This window comes from Micromonospora sp. WMMD987 (assembly GCF_029581435.1).
GTDB lineage: Bacteria > Actinomycetota > Actinomycetes > Mycobacteriales > Micromonosporaceae > Micromonospora > Micromonospora rifamycinica.
The window spans coordinates 5485114-5499744 of record NZ_CP120861.1; the positions used below are offsets into that span (position 1 = coordinate 5485114).

Below are 14631 nucleotides of genomic sequence, written 5' to 3' on the forward strand. Positions count from 1 at the left end.
TCAGTACGACGGGGACGACTCGGCCAGGTCGGTGGCCGCGGACGCGGCGCCCGGGGGTTCGGTGGCGGAGAGGCCGGCGAGGAGGTCGGCGGTGGTGTGCGCCCGGACGTCGGCGTGCGTACCCTCGGCGAACCGTGCCACGACGGCCCGGACGTGCCGCTCTGCGGTGTCGGCGAGTCCGTCGTAGACGGCGGCGAAGGTCTCCCGGGCCGGGCCGCGCAGCCAGCCCGCGGGCAGCAGCCGCAGGGGTAGCTGCGGGTCGAGGGTGGGGAAACGACGGAAGGTGTCCATCACCTCGGTCCGGGCCCGGACCGCCTCCGCGCCGTCGACCTGGCCGGCGGCGATCCGTGGCAGGAGCGGTCGCCACCGCCGCAGGAAGCTCTCGTACTGCTCGGCGACCGCCGCGACGTCCCAGGCCTCGAGCGGGTCACGGCCGGCGACCGCGTCGAGGTCGACCCGGCGACCGCGGAACACGGTGACCGCCCCGAGGTGGAGCTGGGTGAGCTGGGCCCGCGCCTTCGGGGTCAGCTCGTGCGGCGAGATCCACAGCCCGTCGTACAGCGGCGCGTAGCCCAGCCAGCGGAGCTGCCCGCGCAGTGCCCGCCGTTGCGCGCTGCGCTCCTGGGGCAGCGAGAACGCGACGAGCGTCCAGCACTCGTCCCACGCCTGGGTCGTGGTGGTGGCGGCCATCACCCAGCTCCCGCCGACGGAGAGGCTGACGGCGGCGGACCGGCTGAGCCGGTACGAGCTGCGCCGTCCCTGCCGGCTGCCCTCCAGGACGCCCCGGCGGGCCAGTCGGCTGATCACGGTCCGCGCCCCGGCGAGGCTGACGTGCGACTCGGCGAGCAGCGCGACGATGGCGGCGGACGGCAGCCAGGCCCGGGTCCGCAGCGTGTAGTCGGCCAGCAGGGTCACCGCGACGCCCTGGGGTGAGTTGCCGGCCTGCCGGCGGGGCAGCCGCACCGGGTGGTCCCCGTCGTCGGGAAAGATCTCCTCGATGTCGAACGGGTGTGGCACGGGGACGCTCCGGGCTCGGCTCGGTGACGGTGGCACCGACTGTAGACGGCACCGCCGGGCACGCCTACCGGGACGCGGGTCCGGGGTGGATCCGGGGCGACCTCGGCGACCGCCCAGTGTATCGAGGTCATTCGATTGACACTTGTCGGGCCGAGGAGAACACTAAGTGCCATGCAATGCCACCTGGGCCGGGGCAGGGCATGCCAGCCGTAGCAGGCCTGCGCGGACGACACGGGCAACCGGGCGCACCCGTGCCGCAGCGACGCGCGGCCGATCTCGACCTGTGAGGGAGTCACGCGCATGAAGATCAGACGCAAGATGCTGCTCGCCCTGGCGGCGCCACTGGTGGCGACGCTGGCGGCGGCCGCCCTGGTGATACCGACGCTCCAACCGGCGTACGCCGCGTCGTTGGTCGAGGTGACCAACTTCGGCGACAACCCCGGACGGATGCGGATGCACATCTACGTGCCGGACACCCGCCCGGCCAACCCGGCCGTCGTGGTCGCCATGCACGGCTGCGGCGGGACCGGTCCGGGCTTCTACTCCAGCAGCGAGTTCGCCTCGCTGGCCGACCGGTACGGATACATCGTGATCTACCCGTCCGCGATGCAGCAGGCCGGCTTCGGCAACTGCTTCGACACCTGGTCGGACGCGGCGAAGCGGCGGGGCGGCGGCAGCGACCCGGTGTCGATCGTCTCGATGATCAACTATGCCCAGCGGCAGTACGGCGGCGACCCCCGCCGGGTGTACGCCACCGGCAGCTCGTCCGGCGGCATGATGACCAACCACATGCTGGCGCTCTACCCCGACGTGTTCGCCGCCGGTGCCGCGTTCATGGGGGTTCCCTACAACTGCTTCGCCAACGCGGCCGACTACCCGCCCGGCGCGAGCAAGTGCACCAACGGCAGCATGAACCGCACCCCGCAGCAGTGGGGCGACGCGGTCCGGCAGCAGGCGTACCCCGGTTACTCCGGTCCGCGCCCGAAGGTGCAGCTCTGGCACGGCACCGCCGACACGCTGGTGCCGTACTCCCTGCTCCAGGAGACCATCGAGCAGTGGACCAACGTGTTCGGACTGAGCCAGACCCCCACCTCCACCGACACCCCGCAGGCCAACTGGAACCGCCGCCGGTACGCCGACGCCAGCGGTAACGTCCTGGTCGAGGCGTACAGCGTCCAGGGGGCGGGGCACAGCCTGCCCTCGGGCGGAATGGCCGCCGTCGCCCTCCAGTTCTTCGGCCTGACCAACCCGACGCCCACCACACCCCCGGTGACCACCCCGCCGGTGCCGACCACGCCGCCGGTCACCACCCCGCCGCCGACCACGCCGCCGGCCTCCGGGGCCTGCCGGGTCACCGCGACCGTCAACGCCTGGAACTCCGGGCTGACCGAGAGCATCACCATCACCAACACCGGTGCCAGCGCCGTCAGCGGCTGGTCCCTGGTCTTCACCCTGCCCGGCGGGCAGACCATCACCTCCGGCTGGAACGCCTCCTACACGCCCTCGTCCGGGCAGGTGACGGCCAGGAACGCCAGCTACAACGCCGCCATCCCGGCCGGCGGGTCGGTCGACATCGGATTCCAGGCCACCCACACCGGCAACACCGCCAAGCCCTCCTCGTTCACCCTCAACGGCGCGGCCTGCACGGTCGCCTGACCGGCGCGACCCAGCTCCGGAGGTGGACTGTCACCTCCGGAGATGGACCGCCGCCCGACCCGGTTCGGGTCGGGCGGCGGATCCGGGGATCTGCTGTTCGGCCGGCAGTTCGGCGTTTCCGGAGCCGACTACTGGCCGATGGCCGGCCTACCGGTGGCACAAAAGATGATCAGGAAACAGCCTTACGCTTCCGTGCCGCTGACCGCGCCGTCTGAGGGCTCCGACCGGCCCGCCTCACCTGCCGAAGCGGTGACGTCAGTTGCGAGACCCGTTGCGGAGAGATGCCCAGCAGACTCCCGGCATCCCGCACCGTGTAACCCTGTTCCAGCAGCGTCTTCGCCGCGTCAACCGTTGCCCTCTCCGCCGACCGCTCAGCCTCCACCAGCTTGGCCCGCGCCTGTCGGGCCGCTGCCACTTCGGCCGAGATTTCGGGTCGAACCTCAACCTCGAAGCTGCGCGGCGACACGTCGAGCATCAGGGCGACAGCTTCACGAGCCATGTCCTCAACCTGGTCGAGCCTGCGCGCCTGCGAGTGAACACCACGCAGCTCGGGGACGCTGATCGACCACCACTTCCCCGAACGCACGCATACGGCGGTGTACTTCGTCATCGGCGTCAGTCCCTTCTACCTCAGGCCGAGGTCGCGCAGAATACCTCGCGCGGTCAGTTCGTTGATCTCCCTATGTCGCGGTATGACGACTTGCTGGCTGCCGTAGCGGTAGATGCTGTGGTGGGAACCCTCGCGTATGAGGTCGAAGCCGATGCCGGCGTTCGCGGCAGCTTTGCCGATCTTCATGATGAGGTCGGCCCGCTTCATACCGGCAGTCTAGCGTGCTAGACGCACTCAGTCTAGCAAGATAGACATGCGTTTCCCCAGCTCAACTGGTTGATTCGCCTCACGACGTTGGCATCTGCGGATTGCCTCGGTCAGGTAGTGCCACCCTGTGGTGATGGGTCGATGCCCGCGTAGCGCTTCGCCCGCAATGAGCCGCTGGGCAACTCCTCGATCTCGCCTCGCTGCCGCTCCGCACGCCCGTCCGCTGTCCCCACGGGGACAGACCGTGTCGCGCTCACACCACGAGCAGCCCCACGCGAAAATCGTCGATCCAGCGTTCTCGCTGGTGGGGCGGGCGGGGTTCGAACCCGCGACCGAGGGATTATGAGTCCCCTGCTCTAACCCGCTGAGCTACCGCCCCCGATGCCGCGCCGGATCGTAACCCGCCCGGCGGACCACCGGCCACCACCGAACCGGCACGCCCGGCGACACCTGACGGCACGATGGGCTACGCGAGAATAACAGTCAGCAGTCGCCCCGGTGGCACCCGAATCAGCCCGCCGCGCGGAGTTCCGCGAGCACCGCCCCGGCCGTACGCCAGCCGCTGGCCAGCGCCCCCTGGATGGACGGGCTGTCCCGGTGGTCGCCGGCCACGAAGAGCCCGTCGCCGAGCGCCACCGGCTTGCGCAGCCGGCCCTGCGGCGGTGGCGCGGCGGGCAGGGCGTCCGGAATCGACACCGTGCTCAGGTGCTCCCAGTCGGCAGTGGAGCATCCGTACAGGCGCTCCAGTTCGCCCCGGACCACCGGCTCGGCCGGGGCGGACGGGCCGACCACCGAGGTCGCCACCAGGTGCCGGCCGGGCGGGGCGTACGACGGCACGGCCCGGCTGACGACCACCGTGTTGGCGACGAGTTCCCGCCGGTCGCCGTCGACCAGCAGGATCGGCTCGCCCAACGGCGCTGCCGGGGCGCTGTGGTAGTAGGTGGTGTAGCTGTGGGTGCGTACCCGGGGAAGAGCCGGCAGCAGCGTGCCCACCGCCGCCGGGTCGACCGCGACCACCACGGCGCGGCACCGGATCTCACCGGTCGGGGTGCGGACCCGGCCGGGGGCGACCTCGGTGACCGGCGCGGCGCGGGTGACCAGGTCGGCGGGTAGCGGGGCGGCCACGGCCTGCGGCAGCGCGGCCATCCCCCGGGCCGGCAGGCCGATCCGGCCCCGGGCGAAGGAACGCAGGATCATCGCCAGCACGTGGCTGGAGGTCTCCAGCTCGCGGTCGATCAGCACGCCGGACAGGAACGGCCGGATCAGCTCCTCGATGATGGTGTCGGAGAGCCCGGCCCGGCGCAGGGCCGCCTCGCTGGTGGTCTCCGGCGCGGTGAGCAGCCGGTGCGCCGGCAGGGTGGCGCAGCCGGCGGCGAGGGCGGCGAAGCGCAGCCGGTCGCGCAGCGAGCCGACGCCGGCGAACGCGGTGGCCGGTGCGCCTCCGGGTTCGCGCACCGGGTGGACCAGCCGGTCGAGGCGGTCACCCCGGCGGACCAGCACCCCGGAGGTGAACCATCCCAGGTCGAGGGTGTCCAGGTCGAGCAGGGTGCCGAGCCTCGGGTACGCGGTGTTGAGCACCTGGAAACCCCGGTCGAGCAGGTAGCCGTCCACGGTGTCGGTGGCGACCCGGCCGCCGAGCCGGTCGCCGGCCTCCAGCAGCCGCCAGGGCACGCCGGCCCGGTGCAGCCGGCGGGCGACCGCCAGCCCCGCCAGGCCACCGCCCACGATCACCACGTCCGTCTCACCGGCCACGTTCCACCTCCGTGTCGTCGCGCGCCGACCGGGACAACCGGCTCGGCCACCAGACCTTCGGCCCGATGTCGTACGCCAGCGCGGGCACCAGCAGCGAGCGGACCACGATGGTGTCCAGCAGGACGCCGACCGCCACCGCCACACCCAGCTCCACCAGCACCACCAGCGGCAGGACGGCCAGCGCGGAGAAGGTGGCGGCGAGCACGATGCCGGCGGACGTGATCACTCCGCCGGTGACGGTCAGCCCGGCCAGCACCCCGGCCCGGGTGCCCCGGCGGGCCGACTCCTCGCGGACCCGGCTCATCAGGAAGATGTTGTAGTCGATGCCCAGGGCGACCAGGAAGACGAACGCGAAGAGCGGGAAGGACGCGTCGACCCCGGGGAAGTCCAGCAGGTACCGGAAGATCACCGCGCACAGCCCGAGGGTGGCCAGGAACGACAGCACCACCGTCGCGATCAGCAGCACCGGCGCGACCAGCGCCCGCAGCAGCAGCGCCAGGATCACCGCGATCACCGCCAGCACGACCGGGATGATCACGTTGCGGTCCCGGGTGGACGCGTCGGAGGTGTCCACGTCGATCGCGGTGAACCCGCCCACCACGGCGTCGGCGGCCGGCACCCGGTGCACCGCCTCACGGAGGTCCCGGATGGTCCGCTCGGCCGCGTCGCTGTCCGGCGGGTCGGTCAGGGTCGCCTCCAGCTGCACCCGTCCGTCGACGACCAGCGGTGCGGCGTCCGGGTCCGGTGGGCCGCTCTGGTCCTGCCGGGTCACCGGACGGACGGCGGCCACCCCGGCCACGCCCTGCGCGACCCGGGCCACCTGGGCGGCGCTCTGCTGCCGGGTGAAGATGGTCGCCGGGCTGCCGGTGCCGGCCGGGTAGTGCCGGGCGATCACCTCCTGCCCGGCGACCGAGTCGGTGCGGTCGGTGAACAGCTCGGACTGGCCGAGGGTGGTGGCGCCGAGCTGGGTGAGGCCGAGGACGAGCAGGGCCAGCACACCGGCCGTGGTCAGCCAGACCACCCGGGCCCGTCGGGCGACGAAGCGGGCGATCCGGGACCACAGCCCGTGTTCGGCCTGGGGATCCGCCCGGTCCATCCCGGGGGTACGCGGCCAGAACGCCCACCGGCCGCCGAGCACCAGCAGGGCAGGCAGGAAGGTCAGCATCACCAGCAGGGTCGCGGCGATGCCGATGGCGGCCACCGGACCGAGCGCCCGGTTGGAGTTCAGGCTGGACAGCAGCAGGCAGAGCAGGCTGACGATGACGGTGGCACCGGAGGCGGCGATGGCCGGCGCGGCACCCCGCCAGGCGGCGCGCATGGCCGCCCAGGGCCGCTGGTGTCGGTGCAGTTCCTCCCGGTAACGGGCGATCAGCAGCAGCGCGTAGTCGGTGCCGGCGCCGAAGACGAGCACGGTGAGGATGCCCTGCGCCTGCCCGTTCAGCTTGATCACGTCGTCCTTCGCCAGGTGGTAGACGAAGACCGACGCCAGCGCGTACGACATCCCGGCCGCCAGCAGCGGGAAGATCCAGAGCACCGGGCTGCGGTAGACGATCAGCAGGATGACCAGCACCACCACCAGGGTGACCAGCAGCAGTGGCCCGTCGATGGCGGAGAAGACCTCGATCAGGTCGGCGAGCAGCCCGGCCGGGCCGGCGACGTCCACGGTGAGCCCGTCACGGTCGCCTCCCGCGATGGTCCGCAGTTCGTCGACCACCTGGCCGATCCGCTCCCCCTCCGAGTCGTCGATCGGCACCACCACCTGGAGGGCCTGCCCGTCCTGACTGGGGATCGGTGGGGGAAGTGGCCCGACCACCCCGTCGACCCGGGCGAACCGGGCGCTGTCGGCGACCGCCCGCTGCGTGTCCGCGGGGGTGATGCCGGTGCTGCGCGCGTACACCACCAGGGCCGGGGTGGTCGGCTCCGCGACGAAGCCGGCGGCCAGTTCCTGCGCCCGGGTCGCCTCGGCGTCGGCGGGCAGGAAGGCGGCGTTGTCGTTGGTCGCGACCTCACTTAGCTTTCCCGCGTACGGCCCGGCGACCCCGCCGACGAGCAGCCAGGCCAGGACGACCGCCACGGCGGTCAGCGTGGCCGCGCTCCGGCCCCGTCCACCGGCCATCCTCCGCCCACCCCTCGATTTCGACGCACCAATCGACGCAGCGGGAGTCTAAGTCGACAGTTGTCATCCTGCCGCCCGAATACCCCGTTCGGAGCTGAAACCGCCCATCCGACCCGCTGCGGACCACGGGCGACACCAGCGGCACACGGCGGGCGGGTGCCACGGTGGGCGGGTGCCGCAGCGGCGGGGGCGGAGGGGCCGAGGGGCCGGGGGGCCGGGGGGCCGGGGCCGGTGCGGGCACCGGACACAAGGGAACGCCCGCCGGCAGGGCCGACGGGCGAAGGCGGGAGGCTGGGCTCCCCCGTTTGGACTCGAACCAAAAACCTGCCGGTTAACAGCCGGCTGCTCTGCCAATTGAGCTACGGGGGAATGCTGCGTCGCGTCCTACCGGATCTCTCCGGCCCTCGGCGACGGCACAAGAGTACAGGACTTCGGGGGGGTTCGGTCCAGGGGGTTGCCGCATTCGACCGCTCCGTCACGAGCGGCGGTCACCGACGCCAACAATACGGACAATTCGTCATCCTGGCACAACCAGGTATGAGCGGGGAGCAGGATGGGTACTGACCTGTAGACCGAGAAAAACGTGGGGCGCGACGATGGTCGGTCCCGGCCGGGGAGTCACCGGCGGGGAGCGGCGGGAGCGTCAGGTACGGAAGGAGCCGCCATGCGCGGAAAGATCATGTTTCTTGGCGGGCTGGCTGCGGGCTTCGTCCTGGGCGCCCGTGCCGGCCGGGAGAAGTACGAGGAGCTGGTCGTGCGGGGCCGCAAGGTGCTCGACCACCCGACCGTCCAGGAGGCGGCCGGGGTCGCCCAGGCCCAGGCCACCCGTCTGTACAGCGAGGGCAAGGACAAGCTCGGCCAGTCCAGGCTCGGCGAGAAGCTGCACACCGGCAGCACCGGCAAGCCGGAACTGACCCCGGCGGACGACGTCTTCGCGGGCACCCCGGCCGGTGTCGGCGCCACCTCGGGCGTCACCCCGACCAGCTCGTCGTCGACCACCCCGAAGCCCAAGGCGCCGGGTACCGGCACCAACGGCAGCACGATCTGATCGTCCGTACGTCGTCGGGCCGGTCGCCACTCGGCGACCGGCCCGACGTGCGTCTCAGTCCTTGCCGCTGCTGAACGCCGCGTCGAACGCCGCGGTCGGGGCGTCGAAGGCGAGCCGACGGACGAACTCCAGGGCCTCCGGTGCGCCGACCAGGCGGTCCATCCCGGCGTCCTCCCACTCCACCGAGATGGGGCCGGTGTAGCCGATCGCGTTCAACGCCCGGAAGCAGTCCTCCCACGGGACGTCCCCGTGCCCGGTGGAGACGAAGTCCCAGCCACGCCGCAGGTCGGCCCAGGGCAGGTGGGAGGCGAGCCGGCCACGCCGGCCGTCCCCGGTCCGCACCTTCGCGTCCTTGCAGTCGACGTGGTAGATCCGGTCGGCGAAGTCGAAGATGAAGTTCACCGGGTCGAGCTCCTGCCACACGAAGTGCGACGGATCCCAGTTGAGCCCGAACGCGGGCCGGTGGCCGATCGCCTCCAGGGTCCGCTTGGTCGTGTAGTAGTCGTACGCGATCTCGCTGGGGTGGACCTCGTGGGCGAACCGCACCCCCACCTCGTCGAAGACGTCGAGGATCGGGTTCCACCGGTCGGCGAAGTCCTGGTAGCCGCGCTCGATCATCGCGGGCGGCACCGGTGGGAACATCGCCAGCGTGTGCCAGATGGACGAGCCGGTGAAGCCGACCACCGTGTCCACGCCGAGCTTCGCCGCCGCCCGCGCGGTGTCCTTGATCTCCTCGGCGGCACGCTGGCGTACCCCCTCGGCTTCGCCGTCGCCCCAGATCCGGGCGGGCAGGATGTCCTGGTGCCGCTCGTCGATCGGGTGGTCGCAGACGGCCTGGCCGACCAGGTGGTTGGAGATGGTGAAGACCTTCAGGTTGTGCTTGGCCAGTGTCTCCCGCTTGCGCTCGACGTACGAGTCGTCGGCGAGCGCCTTGTCCACCTCGAAGTGGTCGCCCCAGCAGGCGATCTCCAGCCCGTCGTAGCCCCATTCGGAGGCGAGCCGACAGACCTCCTCGAACGGCAGGTCGGCCCACTGGCCGGTGAAGAGCGTGATCGGTCGCGCCATCGTCTGTCTCTCTCCCCTGTTGTGGTGGGGATTCCTGAGCGGACCGGGGCGAGGGTGACCGGGCCGGGCCGGTACGTCGACGGCCGTGCCGGATCACCGGTGGGTGCACACGGCACCTGGGCCCAACGGGTTGCGCCTCCCGTCGGGTCACCGGCAACCCGAGGTCGCCGCCCACCACTCTAAGCCCACCCCACCCGCCACGAAACCCCTCTCCCCACCCACCGCACCCACGCCCACCCGCTACCGCCCACCCGTCCATCCACCGCCCACCGCCCACCCACGACGATCAAGAGGTTTGCGTCACGACGGGGCAACCCGCGTGACGCAAACCTCTTGATCACCGATGCTCAGCCCGGCCGCCGGCCAGCCGACCGGCGGCGGGGTGGGGCGGGGGTGGGGTTGGGTTGGGGCTACTGGGGGAGGGTCCACTTCTGGTTGGGGGCGGAGGAGCTACAGGTCCAGAGGAGGACCACGGTGTTGTCGGCCGAGTTGTTGCCGGAGACGTCCAGGCACTTTCCCGAGGCGGGGTTGCGCAGGGTGCCGTCGGACTGGGACGACCAGACCTGCGGGCTGCCGCCGGTGCAGCTCCAGAGCTGGATCTTGGTGCCGTTGGCGGTGCCGCCACCGGAGACGTCCAGGCACTTGCCGAGCGCCTTGATCGGGCCGTTCGGGGTCACCGTCCAGGTCTGCCGGGCGCTGCCGTTGCAGGTGAAGATCTGGATCTGGGTGCCGTCGGCGGTGGAACCGTTGCGGACGTCCAGGCACTTGCCGGCCAGCCCCTTGATCGGCCCGGTGCCGTTGGTCGGCGTGGTGCCGCCCAGCTCCTTGATCCGGATGTTGCGGAACGAGGCGTCGTCACCGGTGCCGTGGTTCTGGATGCCGATGTGGCCGGCGAGCGAGCGGACCGGGTTGGTGTTGGTGAAGTCGTTGATCTTCGCTCCGTTGAGGAAGACCTGGAGCCGCTCCCCCTCCACCAGCAGCTCGTAGGTGTTCCACTCCCCCGGCGGGTTCAGCGCCGCGTCCCGGGCCGCCTGGTCGGCGGCCTGGAAGGAGTAGATCGAGCCGGTGGTGCGGTCGGCGGTGTCGGTGGCGTCGATCTGCACCTCGTAGCCGTTGTCCATCGCCGAGTTCGGGTCGCTCGACGGCGGGAAGCCGATCAGGACGCCGGAGTTGTCGTCCCCGTCCACCTTCCAGTCCAGCTTGAGCGAGTAGTTGGTGAACTGCTTCGCGCTGTACCAGAGCATGCCCAGCCCGCCGGACGAGCTGAGGGTGGCGTTGGAGTTGGTGAAGCTGCCCGGCCCGGCCTGCGACCAGCCGTTGGTGGAGCCGTTGTAGAGCGCGGTGTAACCGGTCTCGGGCCGGCAGTCGGCCTTCGTCCGGCCGGCCGCGTACCGGATGCCGCCGAGCAGGTGGGCGCGGAAGGCCGGCTCGGAGTACGCCGACTGGTTGTGCCCGCCGCCGGTGTAGAAGGACCGGCCGCCGTTGTACGTCTTGCACCAGACGTGCGGGTGGTCGGCCCCCATCCCACCCCCCGAGTACGACGACTCGTCGAGGTTGGCCAGCACGTGCGCCGTGGAGCGGGCGTTGGTGCGGTAGTTGTACCACTCGTCGGTGCGCTGCCAGGTCGGGCCGAGGTGGGCGGTGGCCGCGTGCGCGCGGTCCTCCACCCGGACGGTGGCCTGCTGGATGGCCGGGTGGGAGGCGAACCACGCCCCGACCAGGTTGCCGTAGAACTGCCAGTCGTACTCGGTGTCGGCGGCGGAGTGCACCCCGACGTACCCGCCACCGGCGGCGATGTACGACTCGAAGGCGCTCTGCTGGCTGGCGTTGAGCACGTCGCCGGTGGTGTTGAGGAAGATCACCGCCTCGAACCGGGCGAGGTTGGCGGTGGTGAACTGCCCACCGTCCTCGGTGGCGGTGACGGTGAAGTTGTTCCCCGCGCCCAGGTCCCGGATGGCCTGGGTGCCGACCGCGATGGAGTCGTGCCGGAAACCGGCGGTCTTGGAGAAGACCAGCACGTCGTAGGCGGCGTCGGCGGCCGACGCGGGGGTGGCCGGGGCGGTGCAGGCGAGGGCGGCGAGGACGGCTGTGGCCGCGCCGAGGAAGGGTCGGAAGAGTCTCATGTCGTGCTCCAGTACGCCGGGGGGCGCGGGACCGGACACCGCCGGTCCCGCGCCCGGCAGGTCAGGGCAGGGTCCACTTCTGGTTGGCGGCGGAGGAGCTACAGGTCCAGAGGAGGACCACGGTGCCGTCGGCCGAGTTGTTGCCGGAGACGTCCAGGCACTTGCCCGACGCCGGGTTGCGCAGGGTGCCGTCGGACTGCGACGACCAGACCTGCGGGCTACCGCCGGTGCAGCTCCAGAGCTGGATCTTGGTGCCGTTGGCGGTGGCTCCGCCGTTGACGTCCAGGCACTTGCCGAGCGCCTTGATCGGGCCGTTCGGGGTCACCGTCCAGGTCTGCCCGGCCCCACCGTTGCAGGTGAGGATCTGGACCTGGGTGCCGTCGGCGGTGGCCGCGTTACGCACGTCCAGGCACTTGCCGGCCAGCCCCTTGATCGGCCCGGTGCCGTTGGTCGGCGGTGGGACGGTGCCGGTGTTCAGGGTGAACGCGTCCACGTCGTAGAGCAGCCCGCTGCCACCGGCGAAGGTCAGGTAGAGCGTGGTGGTGCCGGTGGGTGCGCCGGACACCGTGCCGGTGACGGTGGTGAAGGTCTCCCAGCCGCCGGTGACCGGCACGCTGGCCTGCCCGAGCACGGTGCCGGTGGGCGAGCCGGCGCGGATCTGGAGGGTGCCGCCGGCACCGGCCGAGGAGACCCGGGCGGTGAACGAGGTGACGTTGCCGATCTGGTACGGGGAGAACCCGATCCACTCGCCGTTCTCGATGTTGCCGACGGTCTTGCCACCCTCGGCCGGGGTCTTGTCGTAGAGGGTCACGCCGGACGAGGTCTTGAAGTGCTCGGCCTGCCGGTGCCGGGGCTGGAGGGTGTGCTGGGTGTGCGTGGTGAGCCCACCGGCGTCGGTGTACTCGGCGTCGAAGATGGCGAAGATGTTCGCCGCGTCGTCGTGCTCGCCGTCGACCGGGATGGTGATCGTGCCGGAGCAGCCGCTGGTCGAGGAGATCTGGTGACCGTGCTGGTCGTGGCCGAGCACGTAGGTCATCTTGACCTTGGTGCAGTCGACCGTGCCGTCCTCGGGGTCGGTGACGGTGATGCTGAACGGCACGGTGTCACCGAAGGCGAACAGCGAGCCGTCGACCGGGCCGGTGATGGTGACCGTCGGGGCGGTGTTGCCGACGTTGACCGTCACGCTGTTCGTGCCGGTGGCCCCCTGCGGATCCCGCACGGTGAGCGTCGCGGTGTACGAGCCGTCCGTGGTGTACGTCTTCGTCGGGTTGGCCGCCGTGGAGGTGGTGCCGTCGCCGAACGCCCACGAGTAGGTCAACGCGCCGCCCTCGGGGTCGGCGGAGCCGGCCGAGGAGAAGTTCACGGTCAACGGCGCGGGCCCGGAGGTCCGGTCGGCGCTCGCCCGGGCGGCCGGCGCCCGGTTGCCGACGCCGACGTAGTCGAAGCGGTACAGGGCCGAGTTGGCGTCACCGTTGTAGTAGCCGGTGCCGTAGTCGAGCAGGTAGTACGCCCCGTCGGGGCCAAACGCGGAGTCCATCACCTGCTTGCCCGTCCAGGGGAAGCTGTCGATGGTGCCGGGCGACCCGTCGGCGTTGACGTGGATCGGCTTGACCCAGCCCCGGCCGAACTCGGTGGCAAAGAACAGCCCGTCGAAGCTCTGCGGGAACTTCGTCGCCGAGGGGTTGTTCGGGTCGTACCGGTAGACCGGGCCGGCGGCCGGCGACTCGGAGCCGCCGCCGAACGCGGGCGGGCTACCGGAGTCGCCGCCGTACTTGATCCAGGAGGGCTTGGCCGGCGGGAGGGTGGTCAGACCGGTGTTGCGGAACGAGTTGTTGGTCGGCCCGCCGGTGCAGTTGAACTTCGGGCCGGTCGAGTTGCTGGCGAAGTTCCACTCGTTGTACGTCTCGGACGTGGTGTTGGTGCCGGTGCAGTACGGCCAGCCGTAGTTGCCCGGACCGGTGACCCGGTTGAACTCCACCTGGCCGGAGGGCCCCCGGTTGGCGTTGGTGCTGCCGGCGTCCGGGCCGTAGTCGCCGACGTAGACGACGCCGGTGGCCTTGTCGACGCTGATCCGGAACGGGTTGCGGAAGCCCATCGCGTAGATCTCGGGACGGGTCTTCGCGGTGCCCGGGGGGAACAGGTTCCCGCTCGGGATCGAGTACGTCCCGTCGGCGTTCACCTTGATCCGCAGGAGCTTGCCCCGCAGGTCGTTGGTGTTGCCGGCGCTGCGCTGGGAGTCGTACGCCGGGTTGCGGTTGGTGCGCTCGTCCAGCGGCGAGTAGCCGGCGGAGTCGAACGGGTTGCTGTCGTCGCCGGTGGACAGGTAGAGGTTGCCGGCGGCGTCGAAGTCCATGTCGCTGCCGACATGGCAGCAGATGCCCCGGTCGGTGCCGATGTCGAGGATGTCGACCTTGCTGGACATGTTGATGGTGAAGTCGGAGTTCAGGGTGAACCGGGACAGCCGGTTGACGCCCTGCCAGGCCGACCAGTTGCTGCCGGTGGCGGGCGCGTCGCCGCCGGGGGTGGACAGCGGCGGCGCGTAGTAGAGGTAGATGAACCGGTTGGTGGCGAAGTTCGGGTCCACCCCGAGGCTCTGCATCCCGTCCTCGTCGTGGGTGTAGACGGGGATCGTGCCGATGGTCCGGGTGGTGCCGGCGGAGTCGGTGCGTCGCACGGTGCCGTTGCGGGCGGTGTGCAGCACGGAGCGGTCCGGCAGCACGGCGAGCGACATCGGCTCGCCCATCTCGTTGACCCCGCGGGCCAGCTCGACCTGCTGGAAGTCACTGGCGTTGATGGTGTGCGCGGCGGCCGGGGCGGGGCCGCCGAGGGCGGTCGGGCCGGTGGTGGCGGTGACCGTGCCGGCCGTGGCGGCCAGGAGCAGCACCGCGGCGGAGGAGAGCCACCGTCGGAGACGGTGGTCGGTTGCGTCCTTTGTGGACATTACTGGGCTGTCCCTTCCTGACGGATCTCGGCCAGGGCGGAGCCCGCGCCGCCGCGCCGGATGCCGGGGGGTGGTGGTGTTGGGTGGTGGTGGAGA

Annotated in this window: 10 protein-coding genes and 2 tRNA genes; 2 read left to right on the top strand and 10 right to left on the bottom strand. The window is 71.3% G+C overall.

The features are described 5' to 3' along the window. Positions 1 to 1017 carry a PaaX family transcriptional regulator C-terminal domain-containing protein gene (locus tag O7612_RS23070; RefSeq protein WP_282267309.1) on the bottom strand — a complete coding sequence of 339 codons (1017 nt, stop codon included), beginning with the start codon at positions 1015 to 1017 and terminating at the stop codon, positions 1 to 3. A 300-nt stretch (positions 1018 to 1317) separates the two neighbouring features. Between O7612_RS23070 and O7612_RS23075 the strand changes: the two genes are divergently transcribed. Continuing rightward, complete coding sequence (locus O7612_RS23075; protein WP_282267310.1) at positions 1318 to 2673, top strand: PHB depolymerase family esterase; 1356 nt, start codon at positions 1318 to 1320, stop codon at positions 2671 to 2673. Positions 2674 to 2842: 169 nt separating this feature from the next. Here O7612_RS23075 and O7612_RS23080 read toward each other — a convergent pair whose 3' ends face one another. From O7612_RS23080 to O7612_RS23105, 6 genes are all read right to left on the bottom strand, one after another. After that, on the bottom strand, positions 2843 to 3283 hold the full coding sequence (locus O7612_RS23080) for a type II toxin-antitoxin system HicB family antitoxin (RefSeq protein ID WP_282267311.1): 441 nt from the start codon (positions 3281 to 3283) through the stop codon (positions 2843 to 2845). A gap of 15 nt (positions 3284 to 3298) precedes the next feature. Continuing rightward, entirely contained in the window at positions 3299 to 3490 is a 192-nt protein-coding gene (locus O7612_RS23085) for a type II toxin-antitoxin system HicA family toxin (RefSeq protein WP_282267312.1), read from the bottom strand. 302 nt (positions 3491 to 3792) lie between these two features. Continuing rightward, positions 3793 to 3869, bottom strand: a tRNA-Ile gene (locus O7612_RS23090). A gap of 131 nt (positions 3870 to 4000) precedes the next feature. Next, positions 4001 to 5242, bottom strand: a complete 1242-nt coding sequence (locus O7612_RS23095; RefSeq protein ID WP_282267313.1) for an FAD-dependent oxidoreductase — start codon at positions 5240 to 5242, stop codon at positions 4001 to 4003. Beyond that, positions 5232 to 7358, bottom strand: coding sequence for an MMPL family transporter (locus tag O7612_RS23100; protein ID WP_282267314.1), 2127 nt, complete (start codon positions 7356 to 7358; stop codon positions 5232 to 5234). The genes O7612_RS23095 and O7612_RS23100 overlap by 11 nt, the downstream gene beginning before the upstream one ends. 296 nt (positions 7359 to 7654) lie before the next feature. Further along, positions 7655 to 7727, bottom strand: a tRNA-Asn gene (locus tag O7612_RS23105). A gap of 295 nt (positions 7728 to 8022) precedes the next feature. Between O7612_RS23105 and O7612_RS23110 the strand changes: the two genes are divergently transcribed. Further along, positions 8023 to 8406, top strand: coding sequence for a hypothetical protein (locus O7612_RS23110; RefSeq protein ID WP_282267315.1), 384 nt, complete (start codon positions 8023 to 8025; stop codon positions 8404 to 8406). A gap of 54 nt (positions 8407 to 8460) precedes the next feature. On the opposite strand, the gene O7612_RS23115 is transcribed toward O7612_RS23110, so the two are convergent. The 3 genes from O7612_RS23115 to O7612_RS23125 all read right to left on the bottom strand — a co-directional run bounded on the left by O7612_RS23115 (position 8461) and on the right by O7612_RS23125 (position 14535). Further along, positions 8461 to 9471 (bottom strand): sugar phosphate isomerase/epimerase family protein, encoded by a 1011-nt coding sequence (locus O7612_RS23115; RefSeq protein WP_067306733.1) that lies wholly within the window; start codon positions 9469 to 9471, stop codon positions 8461 to 8463. A gap of 410 nt (positions 9472 to 9881) precedes the next feature. Further along, positions 9882 to 11594, bottom strand: a complete 1713-nt coding sequence (locus tag O7612_RS23120; protein WP_282267316.1) for a ThuA domain-containing protein — start codon at positions 11592 to 11594, stop codon at positions 9882 to 9884. A gap of 61 nt (positions 11595 to 11655) precedes the next feature. Beyond that, positions 11656 to 14535: a carbohydrate-binding protein gene (locus tag O7612_RS23125; protein ID WP_282267317.1), complete on the bottom strand. Its 2880-nt coding sequence runs from the start codon at positions 14533 to 14535 to the stop codon at positions 11656 to 11658. Between the last annotated feature and the right edge of the window lie 96 nt (positions 14536 to 14631).

Excerpts from the sequence above, each read along its gene's own strand:
- O7612_RS23125 (WP_282267317.1), bottom strand. The coding sequence starts at position 14,535 with ATGTCCACAAAGGACGCAACCGACCACCGTCTCCGACGGTGGCTCTCC.
- O7612_RS23110 (WP_282267315.1), top strand. The coding sequence starts at position 8,023 with ATGCGCGGAAAGATCATGTTTCTTGGCGGGCTGGCTGCGGGCTTCGTC.
- O7612_RS23115 (WP_067306733.1), bottom strand. The coding sequence starts at position 9,471 with ATGGCGCGACCGATCACGCTCTTCACCGGCCAGTGGGCCGACCTGCCG.
- O7612_RS23080 (WP_282267311.1), bottom strand. The coding sequence starts at position 3,283 with ATGACGAAGTACACCGCCGTATGCGTGCGTTCGGGGAAGTGGTGGTCG.
- O7612_RS23075 (WP_282267310.1), top strand. The coding sequence starts at position 1,318 with ATGAAGATCAGACGCAAGATGCTGCTCGCCCTGGCGGCGCCACTGGTG.
- O7612_RS23085 (WP_282267312.1), bottom strand. The coding sequence starts at position 3,490 with ATGAAGCGGGCCGACCTCATCATGAAGATCGGCAAAGCTGCCGCGAAC.
- O7612_RS23100 (WP_282267314.1), bottom strand. The coding sequence starts at position 7,358 with ATGGCCGGTGGACGGGGCCGGAGCGCGGCCACGCTGACCGCCGTGGCG.
- O7612_RS23120 (WP_282267316.1), bottom strand. The coding sequence starts at position 11,594 with ATGAGACTCTTCCGACCCTTCCTCGGCGCGGCCACAGCCGTCCTCGCC.